The organism is Enterobacter sp. AC1, assembly GCF_050434705.1.
GTDB classification, from domain to species: domain Bacteria; phylum Pseudomonadota; class Gammaproteobacteria; order Enterobacterales; family Enterobacteriaceae; genus Enterobacter; species Enterobacter cloacae_L.
Genome location: NZ_JBNDIZ010000002.1, coordinates 313,557 through 339,561, shown reverse-complemented (window position 1 = coordinate 339,561; position 26,005 = coordinate 313,557). Strand labels below are relative to the sequence as shown.

The following is a 26,005-nucleotide window of genomic DNA, read 5'->3' as shown; positions in this document are numbered from 1 at the left end:
TTATCCCGTTGTGTTGTCAGCGTTTTTGTATGTAGGTAATCGCCAGCGCTACCGCGAGCACCAGCCCTTTTATAATGTCCATGGCGTAATACGGTACGGAGAGCATCACCAGCCCGTTCGACAGCACGCCAAGAATGACCGCCCCGACCAGCGTCCCCAGCGCATTGGGCTTGCCGGACCCGGCCAGCGAGAAGCCGATCCAGGCCGCGGCTACCGCGTCCATCAGATAGCCGCCGCCCGCATTCACCTGCGACGACCCGATGCGCGACGCCAGCAAAATCCCGCCCAGGCCCGCCAGCAGAGAGGCAATCACGTAGGCCGCCACCTTGTAGCGTGTGGTCCGAATGCCGGAGAGGCGCGCCGCTTCCGGGTTACCGCCAATGGCGTACATCCGACGACCGTGGGTAGTGAGCGAAAGCCCAAGCTGCGCCAGAATCGTCACCACCAGCATGATGATGACGATGGTTGGCACCTGCCCCAGCAGGCTGAACGCCGCCGGAATAGTGCCTTCCGCCATGTCGCCGCTCGGCAGCACCATGTTTTCGGTAATCGACCCGCCGTAGCTGTAGGTCATCGCCACGCCCTGGATCACAAACAGGCTGGCAAGCGTCGCGAGCATGTCCGGAATACGCAGGATGACGATCAGAAAGGCATTAAACAGCCCCACCAGCGTGCAGAGCGCGAGGGTGATCAGAATCGACTCGGTGGTGCCGAAGCCGTGCCAGACGAAAAGCGAAATCACCAGCGCGTTCGCCAGCGACGCCGTTGACCCCACGGAGAGATCGAACCCGCCGATGGTCAGGGAAATCGACACGCCAATGGCTATCACCGTCACGATGGCAATCGAGCGCAGAATATTGATGATGTTGTTCGGGTCGAGGAAGTTGTCCGACGCCAGGCCAAAAACGGCCACCAGCGCGACGACGGTAAGCAACATGCCCCACCTGTAGAGAAAATCGAAAATCTGCTGACGGCCAGACGCCGCCGCGTTCACTGAAAGGGCCTTGCTCACGACGCCGTTCCTCCGGTTGAATAATAAAGTAATGTCTCTTCGCGGGCCTCGGCCCCGGCGATTTCCGCCACGATGCGCCCGTCCCACAGCACGCAGATGCGATCGCACAGCCCCACCAGCTCGGCAAATTCGCCGGAGGCGTAAATGACCCCTTTGCCCTCGCGCGCCAGGCCGTCAATCAGCTGGAACAGGTCGGTTTTAGCCTTCACGTCCACGCCCTTGGTCGGCTCGTCGAAAATCAGCACGCTGGCGTCATTGCGCAGCCATTTGCCGATGGCGACCTTCTGCTGGTTACCCCCGGACAGACGGCGCAGCACCTGCCCCGGCCCGCGCGCCCGAACGCCAACGCGGGCTATCACCTCTTCCGCCCAGCGCCACGCCTGACGATGGCCAAACAGGCTCCAGCGCGAAAAGCTGTTATCGGCGCACACGGCAAGGTTCATGCTCACCGGCTCGTCGATAAAGATCCCCTCTTTGCGCCGCTCCTCCGGCACCAGCGCCAGCCCGCGCAGTACGGAATCCGCCGGGTCGCGCGGTTTCCAGGATTGATGATTCAACTCGCCGTTTGCCACGCGACTTCTGGTGGCGCCAAACAGCGCCTTGCAGAGTTCGGTTTTGCCCGCGCCCGCCAGTCCGGCAATACCGAGAATTTCGCCTTTGCGCAGGTGCAGGGAGATATCTTTCAGCAGCGCGTCGTCGTGCAGTCCCTCCACGCGCAGCAGCGTTTCGCCGCCGTGCGGAGGGCGCGCGGGCGGATAGATATCGCTCAGCACGTGGCCGAGCATCTTCTCGACGATAGCCTCGCCGCTGAGGTCCGCCATCGGGCCGGACTCGATCAGCTTGCCGTCGCGCAGCACCGTCAGGGTGTCGCAGATGGCTTTCAGCTCGTGAATGCGATGCGAGATAAATACCACCCCGATGCCCTGCTGCTTTAAGCGCCTTACCACCGCAAACAGGCGCTCGCTTTCGTGCGCGTCCAGCGGCGCGGTGGGTTCATCAAGAATCAAAAAACGGCAGTGGTGGGACAAGGCGCGTGCCAGCAAAATCTGCTGCTTTTCGGCCAGCGAACAGCTGTCGATGGAACGGCGTACGTCCAGAGAGACATCCAGCTGCGCCAGCGCCTGTCTCGCCTGCTGGCGAACGCTGCGCCAGTTGAAGCGATGTCCCGGCTGCGCCAGCTGGTCGAGCATGATGTTCTCGGCGATGCTCAACCCCGGGATCAGGGCCACATCCACCTCCTGCTGCACGAGGTGGATCCCCAGCCGTTTGGCGTCCAGCGGTTCGCGGATCGTCACCGGCTGGTTGTTAATGCAAATCTCGCCCTCATAGTGGTTGTGCGTGCCGCACAGCACCGCCATCAGCGTCGATTTTCCCGCGCCGTTGGCGCCGGTCAGCGCATGCACGGATCCGCCGGTTAAGGTGAAATTCACGCGCGACAGCGCCTGAAAGCCGGAAAAGGCCAGGCTGATACCGCGCATTTCAAGGCGACTGGAAACCATCCGCGTAAATCCTTCATTACTCTTCTGATTTATCGAATTTTTCACAGCTCCGGTTGACTGACAACGACGGAAAAGGCATAAGATAAAGCGAAATATTATTAGCCATCCGGATGTCCAGACATAACATCGGGTTAGCGCTTCCAAAAAAAGGATACCTCCATGAGCAACACCGACATCCGCGTCGTACCCGGCCCGGCGAACTATTTCTCCCATCCCGGAAGCCTTGCGCATCTGCATGACTTCTTTACCCCGGAACAACTTTCCCGCGCGGTGTGGATTTACGGCGAGCGCGCCATCGAAGGCGCGCGCCCTTTCCTGCCGGAGAGCTTTAACGCGCCGGGGGCGAAGCACCTGCTGTTTAAGGGCCACTGCAGCGAGCGCGACGTCACCCAGCTGGTGAATGACGCCGGTAGCGGTGCGAGCGTGGTCATTGGCGTTGGCGGCGGCGCGGTAATGGATACGGTGAAAGCCGTGGCGCGCCGTTTAGGCGTTCCGTTCGTGGGTATCCCCACCGTCGCTGCCACCTGTGCGGCGTGGACACCGCTCTCCGTCTGGTACAACGATGCCGGTCAGGCGCTGCAGTTTGAGATCTTCGACGACGCCAACTTCCTGGTACTGGTGGAGCCGCAAATCATCCTCAACGCGCCGGCGGAGTATCTGCTGGCGGGGATTGGCGATACGCTGGCGAAGTGGTACGAGGCGGTGGTGTTGGCACCTGAGCCGAAGAACCTGCCGCTGACCGTGCGGCTCGGCATCAACGGCGCGCTGGCGATCCGCGACGTGCTGCTGGAGCACAGCGAGGAAGCGCTGGCCGACCAGCAGCGCGGTGACCAGACGCAGGCGTTCCGGGACGTGGTGGATGCGATTATTGCCGGTGGCGGGATGGTCGGCGGTCTGGGCGAACGCTATACCCGCGTGGCGGCGGCGCATGCGGTGCATAACGGCTTAACCGTGCTGCCGCAGACGGAAAAATACCTGCACGGCACCAAGGTGGCCTACGGGATTCTGGTGCAGAGCGCCCTGCTCGGCCAGGACGACGTGCTGGGTCAGCTGGTCTCGGCGTATCGGCGTTTTAACCTGCCGACCACGCTTCGCGCGCTGGAGGTCGATATCCATAACCGCGACGAACTGGATAAGGTCATTGCCCACACCCTGCGCCCGGTCGAGTCGATTCATTATCTGCCGGTGACGTTAACGCCTGAGGTTCTGCGCGCGGCGTTTGAAAAGGTGGAATCCTTCAGCCGTTAATCGCCCCGACCGTCTATACCTAATGATGATTCTCACCACTCTCGCAACGAGGTCATCATGCAGATCGATTTAACAGGTAAGAAGGCGCTGGTTACCGGCGCCAGCCGTGGGTTGGGTCGCGCTATCGCGCTGTCGCTGGCGCGCGCCGGTGCCGACGTGGTTATTACGTATGAAAAATCTGCCGACAAAGCCCAGGCGGTTGTCGATGAAATAAAGGCGCTTGGGCGGCACGGTGAAGCCGTGCAGGCGGACAGCGCCAGCGCGCAGGCGATTCAGGATGCCGTCACCCATGCAGCGCGCTCCCTCGGCGGGCTGGACATTCTGGTCAACAACGCGGGTATCGCGCGCGGCGGCCCGCTGGAGTCCATGACGCTGGCGGACATCGACGCCCTTATCAACGTCAACATCCGCGGCGTGGTGATCGCCATTCAGGAAGCGCTGGTACATATGTCCGACGGCGGGCGCATCATTAACATCGGCAGCTGTCTGGCTAACCGCGTGGCCATGCCGGGCATTGCCGTTTACTCAATGACGAAGTCCGCCCTCAACTCCCTCACCCGCGGGCTGGCCCGTGATTTAGGGCCGCGCGGCATTACCGTTAATCTGGTACACCCCGGCCCCACCAACAGCGATATGAACCCGGAAGACGGGGAACAGGCGGAAGCCCAGCGCCAGATGATTGCGGTCGGTCACTATGGCCAGCCGGAGGACATCGCGGCGGCGGTCACCTTCCTTGCCAGCCCGGCAGCCGGGCAGATCTCCGGTACCGGTCTGGACGTAGACGGCGGTCTGAACGCCTGATCGCATATTTTCTGTAAGCCTCTGTCGCCTGGCAGAGGCGTTTTCGAGCCGCTTCGACGGTTTGCGTTTTGCCTCTTACCTGCGTTTTTTCTCCGCTCTACAGTACCCCATAAGAAATTCGGAATTTATCTAATAGCCTTATTATTTCCTTATATTTTGTGTGGGCGTACAGTGGAGGTATGGATGAAGATTGTCTGGTCCAATGGTGCAAAGAAGGCGTTTTCAAAGATTGACGAGCGGTATCAGCGACGCATTGAGGTAAAGCTTACTGAGCTGGATGACCGCTCAGCTCCCCGGCCTGATATCAAAAAAATATCGGCGACAGAAGATCATTTCCGGCTACGCGTTGGCGATTACCGCATCATCTATACGCTTCGGGACGATCCCGACAACCATTGTTATATTTTGGCCGTCAAGCGCAGAACTTCAACGACTTACCTGCATGAGGAGAGTGCCAACTATGGCTGTACAGCTAATCAAGGACGATAACGGGAAAACGCAGTACGTCGTTATTCCCTATCACGAATATTTTCGTATGCTTTTACAGATGGCAGAAATTGACGACGAAACCGATGACGATCTGGAGGATATTGAGGTCGAACACGATAGTCTGGATGACGTGGAATTGCCGGGAGAAGTGTGCAGCATTATGACCTGGCAGAACGTCAGCCTGCAGGCCGCATGGCGCATCCTGCGCGGCATGTCCCAGCAGGAGGTGGCAGAGAAACTCGGCATCAGCCAGTCTGCCGTGTCACAGCTGGAAGCGCTGGACTCCCGTCCGCAAAAGCGCACCCGCGAAAAGCTCGCGGCAATCTACGGCTGTAAGCAGGAACAGATCAGCCTCTATTTACCGAAAGAGGGTTAACAGCACTTCGCCCCGCCCTTGCCGCCGTAGCGGGCGTCCTGGCGGTCGCGGAAAAATTCTTCGTAGGTCATGGGCGTCTGGTCCGGATGGTTGACGCGCATATGCTCGACGTAGTTGTCGTAGTCCGGCACGCCAATCATCATTTTTGCGGCCTGGCCCAGGTACTTACCTGCTTTGGAAAGGGTGTCGAACATAGGTCATTTCTCGTTTGTTTCCCCCTCACCCTAACCCTCTCCCCAAAGGGGAGAGGGAACTTACAACACCCTCTCCCCTTTGGGGAGAGGGCCGGGGTGAGGGGTATGTTTGATTAAATTAATGCGCCCCTTTGGCCTGGGTGACAATCTCTTCCAGGTTTTCAGGCATCGGCTCGTAAGGTGTCTCTTTCGCCGTTGGCTTGTCGACTTTCAGCGCCGCCAGCGCGGTCTTCAGAGAATACAACGCCAGCACCACGACCACCACCATAAAGAAGATGGTCAGCCCGGCATCCAGACGGTTGTTAAACACCAGCTGCGACAGCTGTGATTCCGTATACTGCGCCGGGATCTTGGCGCTGTCGATCATCGCCTGGAACTTGTTGGCAATCGCCAGGAAGCCCACCTTGTTGTCCGGGCTGAAGGCCTTCTGCCAGCCCGCCGTCAGAGTACAAATCAGCAGCCATGCCGTTGGCACCAGCGCCACCCACGCGTAGCGCTGGCGCTTCATCTTGAACAGCACTACCGCGCAGAGCATCAGCGCCATGCCTGCCAGCATCTGGTTGGCGATACCGAACAGCGGCCACAGGGTGTTAATCCCACCCAGCGGGTCGACCACGCCCTGATGCAGGAAATAGCCCCACGCCAGCACGCACAGCGCCGTCGCCAGCAGGTTAGCCGGGAGTGAATCGGTACGCTTCAGGTTCGGGGAGATCACGCCCAGCAGATCCTGCAGCATAAAGCGCGCCGCACGGGTGCCTGCGTCCACCGCCGTCAGGATAAACAGCGCCTCGAACAGGATGGCGAAGTGATACCAGAAGGAGACGTCCATCAGCCCGCCCAGCGCGCCGTGGAGAATGTAGGCCATTCCCACCGCAAGCGTAGGCGCCCCACCCGCACGGGAGATGATCGACTGCTCGCCCACCTCATTAGCAATGTGCGTGAGCGTTTCAGGGGTAATCGCAAAGCCCCAGCCACTCACCACCTGCGCGGCAGACGCCACGACGTCAACGGTGCCGGCAGGGGCCAGTACCGCCATCGGGCTGTTCATCGCGAAGTAGACGCCCGGGTCGATAATGCAGGCGGAGACCAGCGCCATGATGGCAACAAAGGACTCCATCAGCATGCCGCCGTAGCCGATCAGGCAGGCCTGATTTTCATTCGCCAGCATCTTCGGCGTGGTGCCGGAGGCAATCAGGGCGTGGAAGCCCGACACCGCACCGCAGGCGATGGTGATAAACAGGAACGGGAACAGGTTGCCGGTCCAGACCGGGCCGGTGCCGTCGATGAATTTAGTCAGCGCGGGCATGGTCAGGGTCGGGCGCATAATCAGAATGCCGATCGCCAGCCCGACGATGGTGCCGATTTTCAGGAAGGTAGAGAGGTAGTCGCGCGGGGCCAGCAGCAGCCACACCGGCAGCACCGCCGCCACGAAGCCGTACCCCACCAGCATCCAGGTGAGCTGTACGCCGGTAAAGTCGAAGAACGGGGCCCAGGTCGGGCTTTCCGCAACCCAGCCGCCGGAGATAATAGCGAACACGAGGAACACCAGGCCAATCACCGACACTTCACCAATGCGGCCCGGACGCAGATAGCGGATGTAGATCCCCATAAACAGCGCCAGCGGAATGGTGAAGGCAACGGTGTACGTCCCCCACGGGCTGTGGGTCAGCGCTTTCACCACGATCATCGCCAGCACCGCGAGGATGATCACCATGATCATAAAGGTCGCCACCAGCGCAATCACTCCGGCCGTCGCCCCCATCTCCTCTTTCACCAGCTCGCCCAGCGAACGCCCGTCGCGGCGGGTGGAGACGAACAACACCATAAAGTCCTGCACCGCGCCCGCCAGCACCACGCCGGCGAGGATCCAGATCATCCCCGGCAGGTAGCCCATCTGCGCCGCCAGTACCGGCCCCACCAGCGGGCCTGCCCCGGCAATCGCCGCAAAATGGTGACCGAACAGCACTTTTTTGTCGGTCGGCACGTAGTCCAGCCCGTCGTTATGACGCACGGCCGGCGTCATGCGCGTGGCATCGACCCCCAGGACGTTCTTCGCGATATAGCGGCCATAAAAACGATACGCGATCAGATAAATGCAGACGGAGGCGACAACGATCCACAGCGCGTTGATCTGCTCCCCCCGGTTGAGGGCGATATAGCCCAGGGCAAAGGCTCCCACAACGGAGAGCCCTGCCCATGTAAGGTATTTCCCTGAGTTGTTCATCGTGGTTATCCGTTGTTGTGAAACAGTGAGATGTTACATTTTGTTTCTAGAACAACCGGAAAAATTTAACAACTTTGAAACGCAATAATGCGTGGTCAAACCAGACATTTACACCACATTGTTAAGCCGATCACTTTCGTGGCGTCACCGGTCACACTTTTGCCTTTTTCATCCGTGCGCCGCCTTACGGAATGATTTGTATCATTTTTTTTGTTCATAACCTCGCCAGAATGATCCTGCGCAATCGCGTACATACAAGGAAAAGGATATGAACAGTTCAGTACCTCAGGAGAGTCAGGTCGGGCCGGGCGCGTACTTCGCCCTGGCGTTTGCAGCCGTTTTCTTCTCCGGCCTGTTAGGCGGAAAAGAGTGGTACGGCGTTTTTGATTTCACCACCCTTAACGGCGCGTTTGGCAAAGTGGTCAGTAAAGCCAGTCTGGATGACGGTACGTTAACCACAGCCAGCAGCGCCTTTCGCGGCACCGGCGGCAGCGGCGCGATGGACGGGTTTCTCTTCGCGCTCGGTTTAATTCCGGCCGTGATGTTCGCGCTGGGGATGATCAACGTGCTGGAACACTATGGCGCGCTGCGTGCCGCCCGCAAACTCTTAACCCCTCTGCTGCGCCCGCTCCTGGGCATTCCCGGCACCACCGGGCTGGCGCTGATAGGCAGCCTGCAAAGCACCGACGTCGGTGCTTCCCTCACCCGAAACCTGTCTGATGAGGGGCAAATCAGCGAAAAAGAGAAAGACGTTTTCGCCATGTTCCAGTTCTCTGCCGGGGCGATGATCACCAACTTTTTCTCTTCCGGCGCCATCCTCTTTACGCTGGTCGCCGTTGACGGCACGGCTGCAGTGCCCACCTCCATCGGGGCCTGCATCGCCGTCATGTTCATTATGAAAATCGTGGGCGCCAATCTGCTGCGATTGATCCTGTCTTTCACCGGTAAAGGAGGTGCCGCATGAGTGCCCCACAGTCCAATCCCGTCATTACCGATGTGTTTATCGAAGGCGCGCGCAAAGGCTGGAGCATCGCCACCAGCAGCACCCTGCCCAACGTGGTGATGGCCTTTATCATCATCAAGGCGCTGGAAATTACCGGCGCGCTAAAAGGGCTGGGCACGATCTTCGCCCCGCTGATGGGCCTGTTTGGCCTGCCGGGCGAAGCGGCCGCCGTGCTGATTGGCGGCTGGATGTCGATGGGCGGCGGGATCGGCGTCGCCATCGGCCTGTTTGATAAGGGCATCCTCACCGGCGAGCACCTGGCGATTCTGGCCCCCGCCATCTACCTGATGGGCTCGCAGGTGCAGTACCTGGGCCGCATTCTGGGGGTGATCGGCACCCGCGCCAAACGCATTCCGCTGATGATCGCCATCTCGGTCGTCAACGCATTTTTAGCCATGCTGCTGATGCGCATTATTCTCTGAACAGGACGTAAACATGAATCTTGACCACTACATTGAAGAACTGAAAACCCTGGTGAACGTGGACTGCGGAACCCAGACGATTGACGGCGTAACAGCCGTCGCAGGCATCATGCAGCAGCTCTGGCAGCGCGAGGGCTGGCACACGGAGCAGGTGAATTTGGGCGACAAGGTGGGCCCCGGCGTATTCGTCAGCAACAAACCGCAGGCAGAACGGTTCGACGTGCTGCTGGTCGGCCATCTGGATACCGTGTTTCCCGCTGGCACCGTGGCCGGGCGTCCGCTGAGCGAGGACGATACCCGCCTGTACGGCCCCGGCGTGTCGGATATGAAGAGCGGACTTCTGAATATTTTGTGGGCAATGCGCGGGCTTGACGCCGCAGACAACGAGCGTCTCGCGATTGCCGTCGCGATGAACCCGGACGAAGAGACCGGCTCTGTCCATTCCCACGAATGGATTGGCGAGCTGGCTAAGCGTTCCCGCTGCGTGCTGGTGTGCGAAGCCGCCCGCGCCGACGGCTCGCTGGTGAAAGCGCGTAAAGGGATGGCGGGCTATCACCTCACCTTCAGCGGCGTGGCGGCACACGCGGGCAACGACCCGGAGAAAGGTCGCTCGGCAATTACCGCGCTGGCAAACAGCGTCATCGCCATTAATTCGCTAACCGACTGGGATCGCGGCACCACGCTCAACATCGGGGTGATTCACGGCGGCAGCGCGGCGAACGTGGTCGCGGACAGCGCCGTGGCAGAACTGGACGTTCGCTTCTGGGAAAACGACGAGTACGACCGGGTGAACCAGGCGCTGGAGGCGTTATGTGAAAAAGGCTTTTTAGACGGCGTCACCACTACGCTTGCGCGGGTGAATCACAAGCCAGCGATGGCAGCAAGCATTGCGACCCAGGCCCTGATGCAGCAGGTAGAAGCTGCAGGAAAAGCGGAGGGTATCGACATTACCTGGCAGGCGGTCGGCGGCGGCAGCGACGCCAACCACACCGCCGCGCTCGGCATCCCGACGCTCGACGGCCTGGGGCCGGTTGGCGCCGGGTTCCACAGCCCGGCGGAGTGGCTGGATAAGGCGTCGATTGAGCCGAGGATTCGATTACTCAGACGTGTAGTCTCTATGCTCTAATTTTGCACTAAACCGTCCCCTCTCCCTGTGGGAGAGGGTTAGGGTGAGGGCAACAGACCGCACAAAATCAACCCAGCACCATCGTACTCAACCGACACGTACAGCACCGCCGCCCCTGCTCGTCGAAGACCACAATCTCCCAGCTCTGGCTGGAACGCCCCAGATGCAGCGGCTGACATACCCCGCGCACCTTGCCGTGCGACACCGCCCGGTGGTGCGTGGCGTTAAGCTCCGTTCCCACCACGCTCTGCCCGTCGCGGGTCATCAGATACCCGGCCATCGAGCCGAGCGTTTCCGCCAGCGCCGCCGAGGCCCCGCCGTGCAGCAGGCCAAACGGCTGGTGGGTACGCGCATCCACCGGCATCTCCGCTTCCAGCGTGTCGTCACCGATGCGGGTATAGACGATACCCAGATGCGCCACCAGGGTATTCAGGCTTGTCGCGTTCAGCTCCTCGAGCGGTAAGTGACGTTTCCAGATCATCTACGCCCCCAGCGTGGACCCGCCGTCCACCACGATATCCTGCAGGGTGATATGGCTGGCGGTATCGGAGGCGAGGAACAGCACCGTACTGGCAATCTCCTGCGGGCGGGCGATTTTGCCCAGCGGAATGCCGAGCTTAAACTGCTCGCCAAAGCCGCGAATGCGCTGCTGCTCCGCGTCGTCGCTTTTCCACAGGGTGCGCTGCATGTCGGTATCCGTTGAGCCCGGCGACACCAGGTTACAGCGCACGCCGCTGCTCGCCAGCTCCAGCCCGACGGTCAGGGCCAGGCTCTTCAGCGCCGCTTTCGACGCACCGTAGGCGCTCATGCCGATGCGCGGCGTATGTGCCGCGTCAGAGGCTACCGTCACAATCGCCCCACCCTGCTGACGGCGGAACTGGCCCATCGTCTGCTGGAACAGGTTGAACGCGCCGCCGACGTTGACCGCGAAGGTCTGCTGCCAGTCCGCATGCGAGAGCTGGTCCGTCGCCCCCATGCGCAGAATGCCCGCCGCGTTGACCAGCACGTCCAGACGCTCAAGGGTATTAAGCAAACGGCCACACACATCGCTGACCTGAGCAAAATCTGCCACGTCCAGCGTTTCGATGGCAAACGGATAATCTTCCTGCGGGAAGGCCAGATCGAAGCCGGTCACCTGCGCGCCGGCTTCGGCAAACGCCAGCGCCGTCGCGTAGCCAATCCCCTTTCCCGCGCCCGTCACCCAGACGGTTTTGCCGGTAAAATCAAAACCCATCACTTCACCTCGCGGGAGAGCAGCGCCCACCAGGCGTCGAGGGTGGGATTTTTGGCCAGCATCACGAAGTCGATATCGCCATGCACTTTGCGCCAGCGCGCGGCCAGCGCCATCATGCGTACCGAGTCCAGGCCGTAGTCGATCAGGTTTTCGTCATCCATCGGCTCGTCGGACTCGTCCAGCAGCGGCAGGATCAGCTCGCGCAGCGCGGCCTTCGAAGCCGGCACCGACGGCAGCAGCTCGTCGGTCATCACCACGCGGCCAGAGCGCCCGGCGACGTAGTTAAGGGACATCAGATGCTCGTCGCGGGTGAAATCCGCCAGCGCGTCGGCAATAAAGAACGGTTTGATGTCGCGCATAAAGGCATCGGTGGCGGTGGTCATGCAGCCGATGTGGGCGTAAACGCCGGTAATCAGCAGCTGGTTGCGGCCCGTCTCTTTCAGCATCTGTTCCAGCGGCGAGCGGTGGAACGCGCTGTAGCGCCACTTCACCAGCACGGTATCCGCTTCGTCCGGCGTCAGCTGAGCGACGATACGCTGCTGCTCCGGCGAGCGGGTCAGGCCCGGCCCCCACATGTCGTTCAGCAGGGCGCGGTCTTCGTCGCTCTGCTCTTTCGGCTGGGCGGTGTAATAGACCGGAATATGGTGCGCTTTGCAGTAATCGCGAAGTTTAGCGATGTTCGCCACCACCTGCTGCATCATCGTGCTATTTTCGCCCCAGAAGTTCAGGAAGTATTCCTGCATATCGTGGATCAGCAGCGCGGCGCGTTCAGGCTCAAACGCCCAGTTCACTTTACTGGTCGGCAGCTCTGCGGCGGTTGGCAGCGCGTAAGCGGTTAATTTTGGGATAGCCATACTCTTTTCCTCAGCCCCGGGCGCGTTCAGCAAGCCACAGGCGCAACTGTTTCTTATCGACTTTGCCGACCGGCGTCAGTGGGAGCGCATCCACGCTCTCCACGCGGTCCGGCAGCTTAAATTCGGCAACGCCCTGCTCGCGCAGGAAGCGACGCACCTCGACCGCGCGCAGGGGCTGTTTCACCACCAGATACGCGCAGCTTTTTTCGCCCAGCAGGTTGTCCTCCATGCTCACCAGCGCGGCGTGGATCACCGCCTCGTGGCGCAGCAGCAGGTTCTCGATCTCCTCGGCGGCGATCTTCTCCCCGCCGCGGTTGATCTGATCCTTCTCGCGCCCCTGCACGGTGATGTAGCCCTGCTCATCGATGGCGATCAGATCGCCGGAGCAGTAAAAGCCGTTGGCGTCGAAGGCGCTGGCGTTGTGTTCCGGACTGTTGAAATAGCCGCGGAAGGTATAGGGCCCGCGCGTCATCAGACGCCCGACCTCGCCGTGCGGCAGCGGGTTGCCGTGCTCGTCCGCCACCCACACCTCGTCGTCCGGGCACATCGGGCGGCCCTGGGTGTTGATGATGCGCTCCGGCGCGTCGTCGAGCGCGGTGTAGTTCACCAGCCCTTCCGCCATGCCGAACACCTGCTGCAGCTGGCAGCCAATCTCGGCCGGAATGCGCGCCGCCAGCGTGGCGGACAGGCGCGCGCCGCCCACCTGCAGCAATTTGAGCGATTTAAGCTGCGCGTTGCCCGCGCCGTCGGCGATGGCCTGCAGCCACAGGCTAACCGCCGGGGGCACCAGCGAGGTGACGTTAACCTGATGCCGTTCAATCAGCGGGAAGCAGAGCGTCGCACTCGGATCGTTCGCCAGCACCACGCACCCGCCCGCGGTAAAGACGCCTAACGATCCCGGGGAGCTCATGGCGTAGTTATGCGCCGCAGGGAGCGCGTTCAGGTAACGGGTTTCGGCGGTAATGCTGCAGATCTCGTTGCTGCGGCGGATGCTGTAGTCGTAATCGTTATGCGTGCGCGGGATAAGCTTGGGCGTGCCGGTGCTGCCGCCGGAAAGCTGGAAAAACGCCACCTCGTCCGCAGGGGTCGGGTTGGCAATAAAATTGTCCGCCGGGCGGGAAATCGCCGCCTCCAGCGCATGCTCGCCCCCGTCACCGCGCAGCAGGACGACGCGTACCGAACGGTGTTCATCCACGAAAGCGTTGAGGAAGTCATCGCCCACAAACAGCGCGTGGTCGCGATCGGCAATCAGCACGGCGGGTTTGATTTGCAGGGCGTAAGCGTTCAGCTCGCTGCGCTGGTGGCTAAAGAGCGCGTTCACCGGCGCCACGCCAATTTGCAGCAGCGCGAAGAAGGTGATGTAGAACTCGGCCACGTTGCCAAGCTGCACCAGCGCCGTCTCGCCGCGCTGCAGCCCCTGCGCCTCAAGGGCGGACGCCAGGTTGTTCACCGCCTGATTAAACGCGCGGTAGGTGATGTGCCGCTCGCCGTCGATTATCGCCACGGCATCGCTGTCCGCGCGATCCGTCAGGATGTGGGTCAGCGGCAGATCCTGCCAGTAGCCTTTTTCACGGTAGCGCCGGGCAAATTCCTCAGGCCAGCGGGTAAAGGGAATGGTCATCAGTCTTCCTTAGTGCAAACCAAAAACGTTGAGCATGGTGGAGAGCTTCACGCCGGTCTCGCGCCACTCGCCCACCGGGGAGGAGGCGGGCACAATGCCCGCACCGGCAAACAGGCGAACGCTATTTTTATGCAGACGCGCGCAGCGGATGGTCACCACCCACTCGCCGTTGCCTTCGCTGTCGCACCAGCCGACGATGCCGCCGAACAGCTCGCGGTCGAACGGCTCCAGCTCGGCAATCAGCTCTTTTGCCGCCTGATGCGGGAAGCCGCTCAGCGCCGGCGTCGGGTGCAGCAGGCAGGCCAGGGTCAGGGCGTTCTCGTTTTCACGCGCCTCGCCCTCCACGGGCGTCGCCAGATGCCACAGCGTCGGCGTGGTAATCAACTGAGGAGAATCCGGCATGCTGAGATGGTGGCTGCGCGGTGCCAGAATGGCCTTCATCGCCTGGGTCACCAGGTCGTGCTCGTGACGGTCTTTTTCGGACGCCAGCAGCTTGTTGCCCGCCTCGCGATCCAGCACGTCATCCGGCTGGCGGCGCGCGGAACCCGCCAGCGGCAGCGAGCTAAAGTGCGCGCCCTCTTTGCGCAGCAGCAGCTCCGGGCTTGCCCCGAGCAGCACGCCGCCGTCTTCCAGCGGCACGTGAAAGTTGAAGCTCGATGGGTTCTGGGCAATAAGGCGCTCCAGCAGGGCGCCGCTGTCCATGCGTTTGTCGGTCGCGATATCAATCAGGCGCGATAGCACCACTTTGTTCACCTGCGGCGTGGCGGTGAGTGCCGCGGCGCGGGCGACCATCTCTTCAAACACGGGCTGCGGCGGGATCTCGGTGCGTTGTTCCACCTTCAGCGCCTGCGAGCCGGAAAAATAGCGTGATGACTGCTGACGCGCGGGACGGGAAAAGGTCTGCCAGCGCTGCGGAATAAACAGCGACGAGGGCTTGCGGGTATCAAATGGGATCGCCCCCACCATCACCGGGTGAGCAATGCCGCTGGCTTTTGCATTCCGGAAGGCCTGGGCTAATTTTTGCTGGAACGGACCCGCCGGATCGTCGCCGCCGACGGCGGGTTCATTGAAGCGGGCAAAACAGCCGGACGCGGTAAAACTGCGGTAAGGCGACATAAAGAAAAAGCTGTCTGATTGCAGCGTAGTTGCGGTGTGCTGAACTTCCTCAGCCAGGGACGTATCCATATCATCCTCCTCAAAATGATAAAAGAAGCAATAATGATTATCATTTATATTTTCGTCGGCTAACCTAATCCCACAGCGCCCCGCTGTCAACCGTCGGTCAAACAACTTGTGCGACAAACGCTTGCATCCCTTCCCGGCAATCATGAAAATGAGAAGCATTAACTTCAACGATAACAGGATGCCGCTCAGTGAAATTCCCTGCCCTTTGCCGTAATGCCTTTCTTCTGACAGGCCTTTTTGTTTTAGGACTAACCTCAGCGACCGCCGCCGACTGGCCGCGCCAGGTGACCGACAGCCGCGGCGTGCATACCCTGGAGAGCAAGCCGACGCGCATCGTCTCAACCAGCGTGACCTTAACCGGCTCCCTGCTGGCAATTGACGCCCCGGTCGTCGCCAGCGGCGCCACCGCGCCGAACAACCGCGTGGCGGATGGGCAGGGTTTCCTGCGCCAGTGGGGGGATATTGCGAAACAGCGCAAGGTTGCGCGGCTGTACATTGGCGAGCCGAGCGCCGAAGCGGTTGCCGCCCAGATGCCGGATCTGATTTTGATCAGCGCCACCGGCGGGGATTCCGCGCTGGCGCTGTACGATCAGCTCTCCGCCATCGCGCCGACGCTTATCATCAACTACGACGACAAGAGCTGGCAGGAACTGCTGACGCAGCTCGGCACCCTTACCGGCCAGGAAAAGCAGGCCGCAGAGCGCATTGCCGCTTTTGATAAGCAGCTCGCGCAGGTAAAAGAGCAGATGAAGCTGCCGCCGCAGCCTGTGAACGCCATCGTCTACACCGCCGCCGCGCGCAGCGCCAACCTGTGGACCGCTGAATCGGCCCAGGGCAAGCTGCTGCACCAGCTGGGCTTTACGCTGGCGGAGCTGCCCGCCGGGCTGCAGACCTCTAAAAGCCAGGGCAAACGCCACGACATTATTCAGCTGGGTGGGGAAAACCTGGCGACGGGGCTGAACGGTGAAGGATTGTTTGTGTTTGCGGGCGATAAGAAAGACGTCGACGCAATTTACGCCAACCCGCTGCTGGCGCATCTGCCGTCGGTGAAAAACAAACGGGTTTGGGCATTGGGAACCGAGACGTTCCGCCTGGATTATTACAGCGCAATGCTGGTGTTAGACAGATTGAATGCGTTGTTTAAGTAGGCATTTTCCCTCCCTCTCCCTGTGGGAGAGGGTCGGGGTGAGGGCATCAGGCCGCACCGTCGTTCAACACACTCTCCTGCCTGAACCGCCGCAATTCCACCAGCGCCACGAACAACATCACGCCAACCATCGCTAACGCAAACCCGCAGCTGCTCGCCGAGGCCACCGGGGTCATCATCGCCCCCAGCCCGCCGAGGATCGCCGCGCCAATCGCATCCCCCGTCACGTTCTGCGCCGTCCACAGGCCGTTAATGCGCCCGAGCATCCCTTCCGGCGTCTGGGTCTGGATCAGGGTGTACTGCAAAAGCGAGCTGATGGCGCTCAGCCAGCCGAAGATCACCAGGCACAGCACGCCCAGCGCCCACACCGGCATCAGGCTAAAGAAGCCAATGGCGATAAACGACGCCAGCGTGGCAAGCAGCATAATCAACCCCGGCCGCGCGCTTTGCGCCAGGTTGCCGCTGGTCAGCGCTCCGCACGCCGCGCCGAGCGGAATGGCGGCGTACAGCACGCCAATCTCCGAGGCGCTCATCTGCCACTCTCCCGCCAGCGCCGGGTAGAGCACGCGCACGGCGCTCGCCATCGTCAGCAGGCCGCCGAGCAGCGCAATGCCGCCAATCAGCGGGTTGCTGAACAGGAAACGAATAGCGGCCATCAGCGATTTCAGCGGATGCTCGCGCGGCTGCGGCGGAGGCGGCAGCAGCGGCAGGCGCAGCAGGGTCAGGGTGGTGATAAAGGTCCCCGCCGCCGCCAGTCCGTAGTTCCACGCCACGTTGCCGGTCGCCAGCAGCAGCCCACCCACCATCGGCGAAATCACCGAGCCGAGGCGCACGGTGAGCATGGTGATCGCCCCCGCCTGCATCAGGTTCTCGCGCCCGACCAGCGCGGGCGTTGCCGCCAGCAGCGCCGTCACGCCCAGCGAGGCAAAGAAACCGTCCCACAGGCCAAGGGCGTAAATGGCAATCAGCGACGGCTCCGGCAGCAGGGCGTTCAGGCACAGCCCGATAAAGCCCACGCCGCAGGTGCCGCGCGCCAGCAGGATCAGCTTTTTACGCTCGTAGCGGTCCGCCAGCACGCCGCCGACCATCAGGCCGATGAACATCGCCCCGCCGGTTAAGGTGACGGATAACCCCACCAGCCAGCTGGAGTGCGTCAGGGTCTGGATCTGTACCGGCACGGCCACGCCGAGCAGCCCGAGGGACAAAATGGAGATAAAGCGAGCGATAAATACGGCGCGATACGCCGGGTGCGTTTTCAGCAGGCTGAGGTTGAGCAGCCAGGATTTTTGATTCATGACAAAGCCTTGAGTCTATTTCTACCCTTTCCATGGGCGCACATGCTAACATAGCCAAATAAGATAGATAACGATAATCACTATCATTATCAAATCATGGATGTTGCTATGTCGTTTTCCTCTTCTGCGGTGCGCGCCGTTGCCGTGCCCGTTTTACTGCTGCTCCTGAGCCTTGCGGTTGCACTCAGCCTGCTGGTTGGCGCGAAGCCGCTGCCCGCGTCCGTTATCGTTGATGCGCTCTCCGGCACCTGCCGGAGCGCTGACTGTATTATCGTGCTCGACGCCCGGCTCCCCCGCACGCTTGCCGGACTGCTGGCGGGTGGCGCGCTCGGCCTTGCCGGTGCCCTGATGCAAACCCTTACCCGTAACCCGCTGGCGGACCCCGGCATTCTCGGCGTTAACTCCGGCGCCAGCTTTGCCATCGTGCTCGGCGCGGCGCTGTTCGGGTTGACCTCACCTTCCGAACAGCTGGCGATGGCCTTCTGCGGCGCGCTGGCCGCCTCGCTGGTCGTGGCCTTTACCGGCAGCCAGGGCGGCGGCCAGCTGAGTCCGGTCCGCCTGACGCTGGCGGGCGTGGCGCTCGCGGCGGTGCTGGAAGGCTTATCCAACGGCATCGCCCTGCTCAACCCGGACGTTTACGACCAGCTGCGCTTCTGGCAGGCCGGTTCGCTGGATATCCGCACCCTTGAAACGTTAAAAGTGGTGGCGATCCCAGTCATTATCGCTGCCGCCGTGGCGCTGTTTTTAAGCCGCGCGCTCAACAGCCTGAGCCTCGGCAGCGATACCGCGACCGCCCTCGGCAACCGCGTGGCGCGCACGCAGCTGATTGGTCTGCTCGCCATCACCGTACTGTGCGGCAGCGCGACCGCGGTGGTCGGCCCGATCGCCTTTATTGGCCTGATGATGCCGCACATGGCGCGCTGGCTGGTGGGGGCGGATCACCGCTGGTCGCTGCCGGTGACGCTGCTGGCCACCCCTGCCCTGCTGCTGTTTGCCGACGTGCTGGGCCGCCTGCTGGTGCCCGGCGAGCTGCGCGTCTCGGTGGTCAGCGCCTTTATCGGCGCGCCAGTGCTGATCTTCCTCGTGCGCCGTAAGCGCGGAGGTGGCGCATGATGGCCCCGTCCCGGCGTTTAGTCGCCTGCGTCTCGCTGCTGCTTATCGCCATTCTGCTGCTGGCGGTCTGGAGCCTGCGCAGCGGCGCGGTCACGCTCGATTTTGCGCAGGTCTTTAACGCCCTGCTCGGCAGCGCGCCGCGCAACATCACTATGGTAGTGACGGAGTGGCGACTGCCGCGCGTGGCGATGGCCATTCTGGTGGGCGCGGCGCTCGGCGTGAGCGGTGCGATATTCCAGTCGCTGATGCGCAACCCGCTCGGCAGCCCGGACGTAATGGGCCTCAACACCGGGGCCTGGAGCGGCGTGCTGGTGGCGATGGTGCTGTTTGGTCAGCACCTGACGGCGATTACCTTTACGGCGATGGCGGGCGGCATTCTGACGTCATTACTGATCTGGGCGCTGGCCTGGCGCAACGGCATCGACACCTTCCGTCTGATCATCATCGGTATCGGCATACGCGCCATGCTGATGGCCTTTAACACCTGGCTTTTACTGCAGGCCTCGCTGGAAACCGCCCTCTCCGCCGGGCTGTGGTATGCCGGCTCGCTCAACGGCTTAACGTGTGGCAAAACCTGGCCCGCCGCGCCGCTGATTGTGCTGATGTTTATCGGCGCGCTGCTGCTGGTGCGACGCATGCGCCTGCTGGAGATGGGCGACGACAGCGCCTGCGCGCTGGGGGTGGGCGTCGAGCGCTCGCGCCTGATGCTGATGCTGGTCGCCGTACTGCTGACTGCCGCCTCTACCGCTATCGCCGGGCCGATTTCGTTTATCGCCCTCGTGGCACCGCACATCGCCCGCCGCCTTAGCGGGACGGCGCGCTGGGGATTAACCCAGGCGGCGTTCTGCGGCGCATTGTTGCTGCTGGCCGCCGATCTCTGCGCCCAGCGGCTGTTTATGCCTTATCAACTGCCGGTGGGCGTGGTGACCGTCAGCCTCGGCGGGATTTACCTCATCGTCTTGCTCGTTCAGGAGTCACGCAAGAAATGACAGATTCAACCACCCGCTTGCGCGGCGAAAATCTTACCCTCGGCTACGGCAAAAAAATTATTGCCCGTGACTTATCCGTCGCCATTCCGGACGGCCATTTTACGGCAATCATCGGGCCGAACGGCTGCGGCAAATCGACCCTGCTGCGCACGCTGAGCCGCCTGATGACGCCGGCTGAGGGTAGCGTGTTCCTCGACGGCGAGCAGATCCAGCGCTTCGCGAGTAAAGAGGTGGCGCGGCGCATCGGGCTGCTGGCGCAAAACGCCACCACGCCGGGAGACATCACGGTACAGGAGCTGGTCTCGCGCGGGCGCTATCCGCACCAGCCGCTGTTCACCCGCTGGCGTAAAGAGGATGACGAGGCGGTGAACCGCGCGATGCAGGCGACGGGGATTACCGATCTGGCCCAGCAGAGCGTGGACACCCTTTCCGGCGGGCAGCGCCAGCGCGCGTGGATCGCGATGGTGCTGGCTCAGGAGACTTCCATCATGCTGCTGGACGAGCCGACGACCTGGCTCGACATCAGCCATCAGATTGACCTGCTGGAGCTGCTGAGCGAGCTGAACCGCACGCAGGGCTACACCCTGGCAGCGGTGCTGCACGATTTAAACCAGGCGTGCCGCTACGCCACGCATCTGATTGCGCTACGCGACGGCGAGATTGTGGCGCAGGGCGCGCCGAAAGAAATTGTGACGCCGGAGCTGATCGAGCGGATCTACGGCATGCGCTGCATGATTATTGACGATCCGGTGGCGGGCACGCCGCTGGTGGTGCCGCTTGGAAAGCGTGCGGTCTGATGCCCCCTCACCCTGACCCTCTCCCCTATGGGGAGAGGGCTGGGATGAGGGGCTGTTAACGTTACCCCAATATCTCCTTCAACACCGGCCCTATCTTCTCAAACGCCTGCGGTGAAATGATATCCACGTGGGCGCAATCCTGACTATACACCTCAAGCTCCGCCACCCACGGCGACCAGGCCTGCTGCGGATCCATCGTGCGCGTGCGCTCGGCGACAAACAGCGTCGCTTTGCCCTCAAACCGCGCGCTGTGGGTCGTGGTGAGCAGCCGCACCGCGTCGGCGTAGTTGCCCTCAATGGCGTTAAACAGCTCGCTGGAGCCCTGCCCCTGCTGCGCCGCGATAAACGCCTGACGCTCGCGCTCGATTTCCGCCAGCACCTCCGGGTCGAGACCGTTGGCCTCTTTCTCCGCCCAGTTCTGGGTTTCGGGCGGCCAGGTATCCAGCAGGCCGAGGAACGCGACCGCTTCACCCTGCGCGCGCAGACGCGCCGCAATACCCTGCGCCAGCGTGCCGCCGAGGGAATAGCCGAACAGGTAATACGGCCCTTGTGGCTGCTGCTTTCGCAACGTCTTCAGATGATGTTCGATTACTCCATCCAGGTCCGCGCACTGCTGCATCGGCCCTTCCGGGCGCGGTGACTGAATGCCCATGATGGACCAGCGCGGGCTGAGGTAGCGCGCCAGGACGCTGAACTGCCACGCGAACCCGGACGCCGGATGGAAGCAGAACAGCGTCGGGCCGTCGCTCTCGCGCAGCGGGAGCAGGGTTTCATACCCCAGGCGTTGCGCCTGCTCGTCGCTCATCTGCGAGTCCAGCAGCGTGCTGAGCTTGCTCACCGTGGAGGCGACCATAATCTGCCCCGGCGTGACCTTGCGGGCAAACGCGCGGCTGAGCTGTGCCGCGAGGCGCATCGCCAGCAGCGAATGACCGCCGAGGGCAAAGAAGTCGGCTTCGATATCGTTCACCTCGCAGCCCAGCAGCGCCGAGAACGCCTGCGCGACAGTGATTTCGGTTTCGCTTTCCGGCGAGCGGCCGGATGTTTTGCGGGTCAGCTCCGGCAGCGGCAGCGCCTTGCGGTCAAGCTTGCCGTTAGCGCTGAGCGGCAGCGCGGTGATTTGCAGCAGCACCACCGGCACCATGTGCGGCGGCAGCTGGGCTTTGAGCGACGCCAGCAGCGCGTCGCGATCCAGCGGTAAGCCGGATTCAGAGACGACATACCCTACCAGCTGACGGGCATCGCCGCCGGTTGCCGCCGCCTGGTTGAACACGCAGGCGTGGGCGACGGCCTGGGCGACGTCCGGCAGCGACAGCATCGCCCGGTCGATCTCGCCCAGCTCGATGCGCTGGCCGCGAATTTTCAGCTGATCGTCGCTGCGGCCGAGATATTCCACCGCGCCGTTGTCCAGCCAGCGGGCAACGTCGCCGGTGCGGTACATCCGCTCGCCGGGGGCAAACGGATCGGCGATAAAGCGGCTGGCGGTGAGGTCCGGACGGCCCAGATACCCCTGCGCCAGCTGGATGCCGGTGAGATACAGATCGCCCGCCACGCCGAACGGCACCGGGCGCATCATCGCGTCAAGGATGCGCAGCCCCGTGTTCCACACCGGGAAGCCGATCGGCACGCTGTTGCCTTCAACGGCCGCCAGCTCCGGGCCAAACGCCGGATACCAGCTGACGTCCACCGCCGCTTCCGTTGGACCATAGAGGTTATGCAGCGGCACATGGGTGAGCTGTTCCCACTCGCGGCATAGCCCGGTGGGCAGCGCCTCGCCGCTGCAGAACACCTGCTTAAGCGACGCGCAGCACGCGACGTTTTCCGGCGCCAGCGAGGCGACAAACGCCGCCAGCATCGACGGCACGAAGTGGGTGGTGGTCACGCCGTACCGCGCGAAGAAGCTCTGCATTGCCTGCGGATCGCGGTGCGCGTCCGGCTCGGCCATCACCAGCTTCGCCCCGGCGATAAACGGCCACCAGAACTCCCACACCGACACGTCAAAGCTGCACGGCGTTTTCTGCGCCACCACGTCAAACGCCGTCAGAGGGTAATGGTCCTGCATCCACTTCAGGCGGTTAACGATGGCGGTATGACCGACCATGACCCCTTTCGGGCGTCCCGTCGAACCGGAGGTAAAGATGATGTACGCCGTCTGCTCCGGCGTCGCCAGGCGCAGCGGTTCAGCATTCTCAGCCGGTAACAGTGTGTTGTAACTAAACGTCGTAATCGATAGGTCGCTAAAGCGCGGGAGCTGCTCGTCGGTGGTAATGAGCAGGGAAGGCTTCGCGTCCTCCAGCATCATCCGCAGGCGGTCGTCCGGGTAGCCGGTATCCAGCGGCAGCCACGCGGCACCGGCCTCGACGATGCCGTGCAGCGCCAGCGTCAGGAACACCGAGCGCGGGAGTGCCACCGCCACGCTGTCGCCCGGCTTCACGCCGCGCTCGCGCAACAGGTTTGCCAGCGCGACGACCTGCTCGCGCATCTGGCGATAGTTCAGCTCGATGTGCGCATCCGCCAGCGCAGGGGCGTCCGGCGTTTTGCTCGCCTGCTCCGCCACCAGATCCGCCAGCGTGGTAGACGGCAGCGCCAGCCCGGTATCGTTGATGCGGGCGAGCTTCGCGTATTCCTGTTCTGAAACGGTTTCCACTTCGCCGCAGCGCAGGTCCGGATTAGCCGAAAACTGCAGCAGCATCGCGTTCAGGCGCGAAACGTGGCGGGCGAGCGTGGCTTCGTCGTAACGCTGCTTATTGGCGAGGATCTCAATGCTTAATCCGCCCTGCTCGTCCGGGAACAGCGCCAGCTCGAGATCGTTCACCGGGCCGGTTGCCAGCGTGTGGGTGATGGCCTCCACGCCGTCGATATCCAGCTGATAATCGAAAACCTTAACGTTCAGCACCGGGCCAAACAGCGCTTCGTCGCCCGCGGCACGCCCGCTGTCGCGCACGATCTGCTCGGCGTCGTAGCGCTGATGGCGGCGCATTTTTTTCAGCTGGTTAGCCAGTCGCAGCGCCAGTGCGGGCAGGCTCTCCTGCGCGTCGATATTGACCGCCAGCGGCAGCACGTTCAGCACCGGCCCGGTCGCGGTGAGCGCCGCAGAACCCATGCGGCGCATAAAGATAAACCCGGCGGCGTAGTCCAGCCGTCCGGTGAGGCGGCCCAGCCACAGCGCCACCAGCGCAAGCGCCAGATCGGTGCGCTGCGCCTGCCCTGCCGCCTGCGCAAGCTGGCTAAAGGCCCGGCCGTCCATTGCAATTTTCAGGCGCAGAATGTCGGTAGTGGCGGCGCGTCCCGGCAGCGGCGCTGAAGAGAGCGAGACCGGAGAAGGAAGCTGCCTGCGCTGCTCTGCCCAGAAGGCACCGTCGCGCGCGTATGCCTCGCTGTCGCGATAGCGCTGATACTCGTCCACCACTTCGGCAAACGGTGTAAACGGGGATGCAGGCGTCGGTTCACCCTTTTTCCAGGCGGTATAAATCGCGGCGATCTGGCGGGTAATGGCCGGGAAGCTGAAGCCATCCACCACCAGATGGTGATAGCGCTGATACCAGTACCAGTGGCTTTCCCCCACCTGAATCAGCTGGTGAAACGCCAGCGGCTGGCCGCTGTCAACGCGCAGGTCCTGGTTGAGATCGGCCTCCATCAGCGCCACGGCGTCGTCGTGAGAGGTAGCGCGAACGATGGACGGCTCCGGCAGAACGAAGGTGTCATCCACCCACTGCCACACCTCGCCGTTATCCTCGGCGAAACGCATCCGCAGGGTATCGGCCTGCATCATGCCTTCCGCAATCGCTTTTGCCAGCAATGGCGCGTCAATGTCGCCTTTCAGTTCGGTGTAGTGCGCCACGCTCCAGGCGTTTGGCAGGGAGGAAAGCTGCTCCGCCATCCAGATACCCGGCTGGGCGGCAACGAGAGGAAGACGGTTCATGCGCTCCCCTCCGCAAAATGGGACGGGACAAGCGTTTGCCAATGCCCGGCAAGCCACTGCTGGCACGCCTCCTGGGACTGCGGCTCGCAGACAACGCGCCAGCCTGCGGGCAGTTCGCACTGCTGCGGCCACAGGCTGTACTGCCCCTGGTCGTTTTGCAGAATGGCGAACTGTCCCTGCGGATTATCGAAAGGATTGCTGAATTCCATACAGACTCCGTTAGTGAATAAGCGGCTGCCAGAGGGTCATCAGCCCCTGCGTCAGCCCACCGCGCCAGCAAAGCGCATCGTGCCCGCCGTCAACCTGACGCCAGAAAATCGGCTGCTGCGTGTGTAGTTCGGCGAAAATCGCCTGATTCGCGCGGAAGATAAGCGGCTCGTTGCGCCCGGCCTCGAGGACAATGCGCAGCCCGCGTGCGGTTTTTTCACCCGCTTTAAGTTGTTCGACGAGCAGCCCGTCCTGCTGCGCGCCGCGGTGCGGCCACCAGTAGGAGCCGGACTGGCTGAGGATGCAGCCAAAACGCTGCGGCCAGTTGAGGCCAGCATAAAGCGCAGAGAGGCCACCAAAGCTCTGGCCCGCCACGATGGTCCGATCGGCACGGTCGCTGAACGAGGCGGTTGTTTTCACAAGGGGAAGGAGTTCTTCCTGCACCGCCAGCCAGAAATCGGGATTACAGGGCAGTTCCCGGCTGCGATGTTCTGTGTCGATCGCATCAATTAAGACGAAGACCGCAGGCGGCAGTTTTCCCTCGCGGGTCAGCGACGCCAGCGCAGGCCAGACGGGCATGCTTTCGGCCCAGAACTGCCCGTCGAGCAGCACCGCCAGCGGGCGTTCCGGGTTATCGTCTCCGGTGGTGAAAATCCATACGCGACGGCGGTTTTTCAGGCGCGCGCTTTCCCATTCAATGCAGACCGGCGCGCTATGGGGTGTATCCGGATGATGCCAGCCCGGCTGAACCGGGGCTTCCGGCATCTCCAGCGCCGAGACGGCATGTCCGCGCCCGCCGCGCCAGCTCTGCGGATTCAGCGGGTCAGACACCGCGTGCGGCAGCAGCCTGCGCCAGCCTTCGCGCAGCGCCATACGGTCCGGCTGCTGGCCTTCGAATACCGCGTCGGCAAAATCGTTTTCATTCACGGAGGGTATAAAACAGTAGCTTCCGCGCCATTCGGGGCTGAACTCGCCCTGCCATTGCCAGACGTCGGTATCAGGAATGCGTTCGAGGGATTGCGGGCGGGCATTTTGATGGTGATCGGTCACGCCGGTGATATAGAGCCAGACGCGTTTGGTCGGTGACGAACGTTGGGTTCCTGCCGGGTCACGCCACCAGAACGTGACGCAATACTTTCCCTTTTCCGGCGTCCATTCAGGCCCGTTTTTCGACTGCCACCACGCTTCACTTCCCGTTGTTAACGTCGTCACCCTTATAACCTCATGTTTAGCGGTCTTTTTTGTCTCAG

24 protein-coding genes are annotated in these 26,005 nt (G+C 62.3%); 11 read left to right on the top strand and 13 right to left on the bottom strand.

Annotation, left to right across the window (positions count from 1 at the left end; all coding sequences use genetic code 11):
- Positions 1 to 16 precede the first annotated feature (16 nt).
- On the bottom strand, positions 17 to 1,012 hold the full coding sequence (locus M2433_RS06470; RefSeq protein WP_429053451.1) for an ABC transporter permease: 996 nt from the start codon (positions 1,010 to 1,012) through the stop codon (positions 17 to 19).
- Complete coding sequence (locus M2433_RS06465; RefSeq protein WP_429053452.1) at positions 1,009 to 2,511, bottom strand: sugar ABC transporter ATP-binding protein; 1,503 nt, start codon at positions 2,509 to 2,511, stop codon at positions 1,009 to 1,011. The genes M2433_RS06470 and M2433_RS06465 overlap by 4 nt, the downstream gene beginning before the upstream one ends.
- Before the next feature lie 159 nt (positions 2,512 to 2,670).
- On the opposite strand from M2433_RS06465, the gene M2433_RS06460 reads away from it, so the two are divergent.
- From M2433_RS06460 to M2433_RS06445, 4 genes are all read left to right on the top strand, one after another.
- The gene (locus M2433_RS06460; protein ID WP_429053453.1) at positions 2,671 to 3,759 is read left to right on the top strand and encodes an oxidoreductase; all 1,089 of its coding nucleotides are present in this window, start codon (positions 2,671 to 2,673) and stop codon (positions 3,757 to 3,759) included.
- 57 nt (positions 3,760 to 3,816) lie between these two features.
- The gene (locus tag M2433_RS06455) at positions 3,817 to 4,560 is read left to right on the top strand and encodes an SDR family NAD(P)-dependent oxidoreductase (RefSeq protein WP_429053454.1); all 744 of its coding nucleotides are present in this window, start codon (positions 3,817 to 3,819) and stop codon (positions 4,558 to 4,560) included.
- Between the two features lie 183 nt (positions 4,561 to 4,743).
- Complete coding sequence (locus M2433_RS06450; RefSeq protein WP_429053455.1) at positions 4,744 to 5,049, top strand: type II toxin-antitoxin system RelE family toxin; 306 nt, start codon at positions 4,744 to 4,746, stop codon at positions 5,047 to 5,049.
- Positions 5,021 to 5,425, top strand: a complete 405-nt coding sequence (locus M2433_RS06445; RefSeq protein ID WP_010428455.1) for a helix-turn-helix domain-containing protein — start codon at positions 5,021 to 5,023, stop codon at positions 5,423 to 5,425. The genes M2433_RS06450 and M2433_RS06445 overlap by 29 nt, the downstream gene beginning before the upstream one ends.
- Here the strand turns inward: M2433_RS06445 and M2433_RS06440 are convergent.
- A complete protein-coding gene (locus tag M2433_RS06440; protein WP_006809671.1) occupies positions 5,422 to 5,619 on the bottom strand; it encodes a YbdD/YjiX family protein in 198 nt (65 codons plus the stop codon). The genes M2433_RS06445 and M2433_RS06440 overlap by 4 nt on opposite strands.
- 118 nt (positions 5,620 to 5,737) lie before the next feature.
- Complete coding sequence (cstA, locus tag M2433_RS06435) at positions 5,738 to 7,843, bottom strand: pyruvate/proton symporter CstA (RefSeq protein WP_429053457.1); 2,106 nt, start codon at positions 7,841 to 7,843, stop codon at positions 5,738 to 5,740.
- A gap of 268 nt (positions 7,844 to 8,111) precedes the next feature.
- Here cstA and M2433_RS06430 point away from each other — a divergent pair, with 268 nt between their 5' ends.
- Genes M2433_RS06430 through M2433_RS06420 form a run of 3 tightly spaced genes read left to right on the top strand, consistent with a single transcriptional unit; the run spans position 8,112 to position 10,394 of the window.
- The gene (locus M2433_RS06430) at positions 8,112 to 8,807 is read left to right on the top strand and encodes a nucleoside recognition domain-containing protein (protein WP_429053458.1); all 696 of its coding nucleotides are present in this window, start codon (positions 8,112 to 8,114) and stop codon (positions 8,805 to 8,807) included.
- The gene (locus tag M2433_RS06425) at positions 8,804 to 9,268 is read left to right on the top strand and encodes a YjiG family protein (protein ID WP_047347137.1); all 465 of its coding nucleotides are present in this window, start codon (positions 8,804 to 8,806) and stop codon (positions 9,266 to 9,268) included. Before M2433_RS06430 ends, M2433_RS06425 begins: the two co-directional genes overlap by 4 nt.
- Positions 9,269 to 9,281: 13 nt before the next feature.
- Entirely contained in the window at positions 9,282 to 10,394 is a 1,113-nt protein-coding gene (locus M2433_RS06420; protein ID WP_429053460.1) for a M20 family metallopeptidase, read from the top strand.
- A gap of 67 nt (positions 10,395 to 10,461) precedes the next feature.
- Here the strand turns inward: M2433_RS06420 and entH are convergent, their stop codons facing one another.
- Genes entH through entC form a run of 5 tightly spaced genes read right to left on the bottom strand, consistent with a single transcriptional unit; the run spans position 10,462 to position 15,288 of the window.
- Positions 10,462 to 10,875, bottom strand: coding sequence for a proofreading thioesterase EntH (gene entH / locus M2433_RS06415; protein WP_429053461.1), 414 nt, complete (start codon positions 10,873 to 10,875; stop codon positions 10,462 to 10,464).
- A complete protein-coding gene (entA, locus tag M2433_RS06410; protein WP_429053462.1) occupies positions 10,876 to 11,628 on the bottom strand; it encodes a 2,3-dihydro-2,3-dihydroxybenzoate dehydrogenase EntA in 753 nt (250 codons plus the stop codon).
- The gene (locus M2433_RS06405; RefSeq protein WP_429053463.1) at positions 11,628 to 12,482 is read right to left on the bottom strand and encodes an isochorismatase family protein; all 855 of its coding nucleotides are present in this window, start codon (positions 12,480 to 12,482) and stop codon (positions 11,628 to 11,630) included. Before M2433_RS06405 ends, entA begins: the two co-directional genes overlap by 1 nt.
- Before the next feature lie 10 nt (positions 12,483 to 12,492).
- The gene (gene entE, locus M2433_RS06400) at positions 12,493 to 14,103 is read right to left on the bottom strand and encodes a (2,3-dihydroxybenzoyl)adenylate synthase EntE (protein WP_429053464.1); all 1,611 of its coding nucleotides are present in this window, start codon (positions 14,101 to 14,103) and stop codon (positions 12,493 to 12,495) included.
- A gap of 9 nt (positions 14,104 to 14,112) precedes the next feature.
- Positions 14,113 to 15,288: an isochorismate synthase EntC gene (gene entC, locus M2433_RS06395; RefSeq protein WP_429053465.1), complete on the bottom strand. Its 1,176-nt coding sequence runs from the start codon at positions 15,286 to 15,288 to the stop codon at positions 14,113 to 14,115.
- 188 nt (positions 15,289 to 15,476) lie between these two features.
- Here entC and fepB point away from each other — a divergent pair, with 188 nt between their 5' ends.
- Positions 15,477 to 16,436, top strand: coding sequence for a Fe2+-enterobactin ABC transporter substrate-binding protein (gene fepB / locus M2433_RS06390; protein WP_429053466.1), 960 nt, complete (start codon positions 15,477 to 15,479; stop codon positions 16,434 to 16,436).
- A 46-nt stretch (positions 16,437 to 16,482) separates the two neighbouring features.
- On the opposite strand, the gene entS is transcribed toward fepB, so the two are convergent.
- Positions 16,483 to 17,730, bottom strand: a complete 1,248-nt coding sequence (gene entS, locus M2433_RS06385) for an enterobactin transporter EntS (RefSeq protein ID WP_429053467.1) — start codon at positions 17,728 to 17,730, stop codon at positions 16,483 to 16,485.
- A gap of 108 nt (positions 17,731 to 17,838) precedes the next feature.
- Here entS and fepD point away from each other — a divergent pair, with 108 nt between their 5' ends.
- Genes fepD through fepC form a run of 3 tightly spaced genes read left to right on the top strand, consistent with a single transcriptional unit; the run spans position 17,839 to position 20,629 of the window.
- Entirely contained in the window at positions 17,839 to 18,843 is a 1,005-nt protein-coding gene (fepD, locus tag M2433_RS06380) for a Fe(3+)-siderophore ABC transporter permease (protein WP_420984901.1), read from the top strand.
- Entirely contained in the window at positions 18,843 to 19,832 is a 990-nt protein-coding gene (gene fepG / locus M2433_RS06375) for an iron-enterobactin ABC transporter permease (RefSeq protein WP_429053812.1), read from the top strand. Before fepD ends, fepG begins: the two co-directional genes overlap by 1 nt.
- Positions 19,829 to 20,629: an iron-enterobactin ABC transporter ATP-binding protein gene (gene fepC / locus M2433_RS06370; RefSeq protein WP_096149780.1), complete on the top strand. Its 801-nt coding sequence runs from the start codon at positions 19,829 to 19,831 to the stop codon at positions 20,627 to 20,629. The genes fepG and fepC overlap by 4 nt, the downstream gene beginning before the upstream one ends.
- 61 nt (positions 20,630 to 20,690) lie before the next feature.
- On the opposite strand, the gene entF is transcribed toward fepC, so the two are convergent.
- Genes entF through fes form a run of 3 tightly spaced genes read right to left on the bottom strand, consistent with a single transcriptional unit; the run spans position 20,691 to position 25,967 of the window.
- Positions 20,691 to 24,548, bottom strand: coding sequence for an enterobactin non-ribosomal peptide synthetase EntF (entF, locus tag M2433_RS06365; protein WP_429053468.1), 3,858 nt, complete (start codon positions 24,546 to 24,548; stop codon positions 20,691 to 20,693).
- Positions 24,545 to 24,757, bottom strand: coding sequence for an MbtH family protein (locus M2433_RS06360; RefSeq protein WP_221550594.1), 213 nt, complete (start codon positions 24,755 to 24,757; stop codon positions 24,545 to 24,547). Before M2433_RS06360 ends, entF begins: the two co-directional genes overlap by 4 nt.
- 10 nt (positions 24,758 to 24,767) lie before the next feature.
- Positions 24,768 to 25,967, bottom strand: coding sequence for an enterochelin esterase (gene fes, locus M2433_RS06355; protein WP_429053469.1), 1,200 nt, complete (start codon positions 25,965 to 25,967; stop codon positions 24,768 to 24,770).
- Between the last annotated feature and the right edge of the window lie 38 nt (positions 25,968 to 26,005).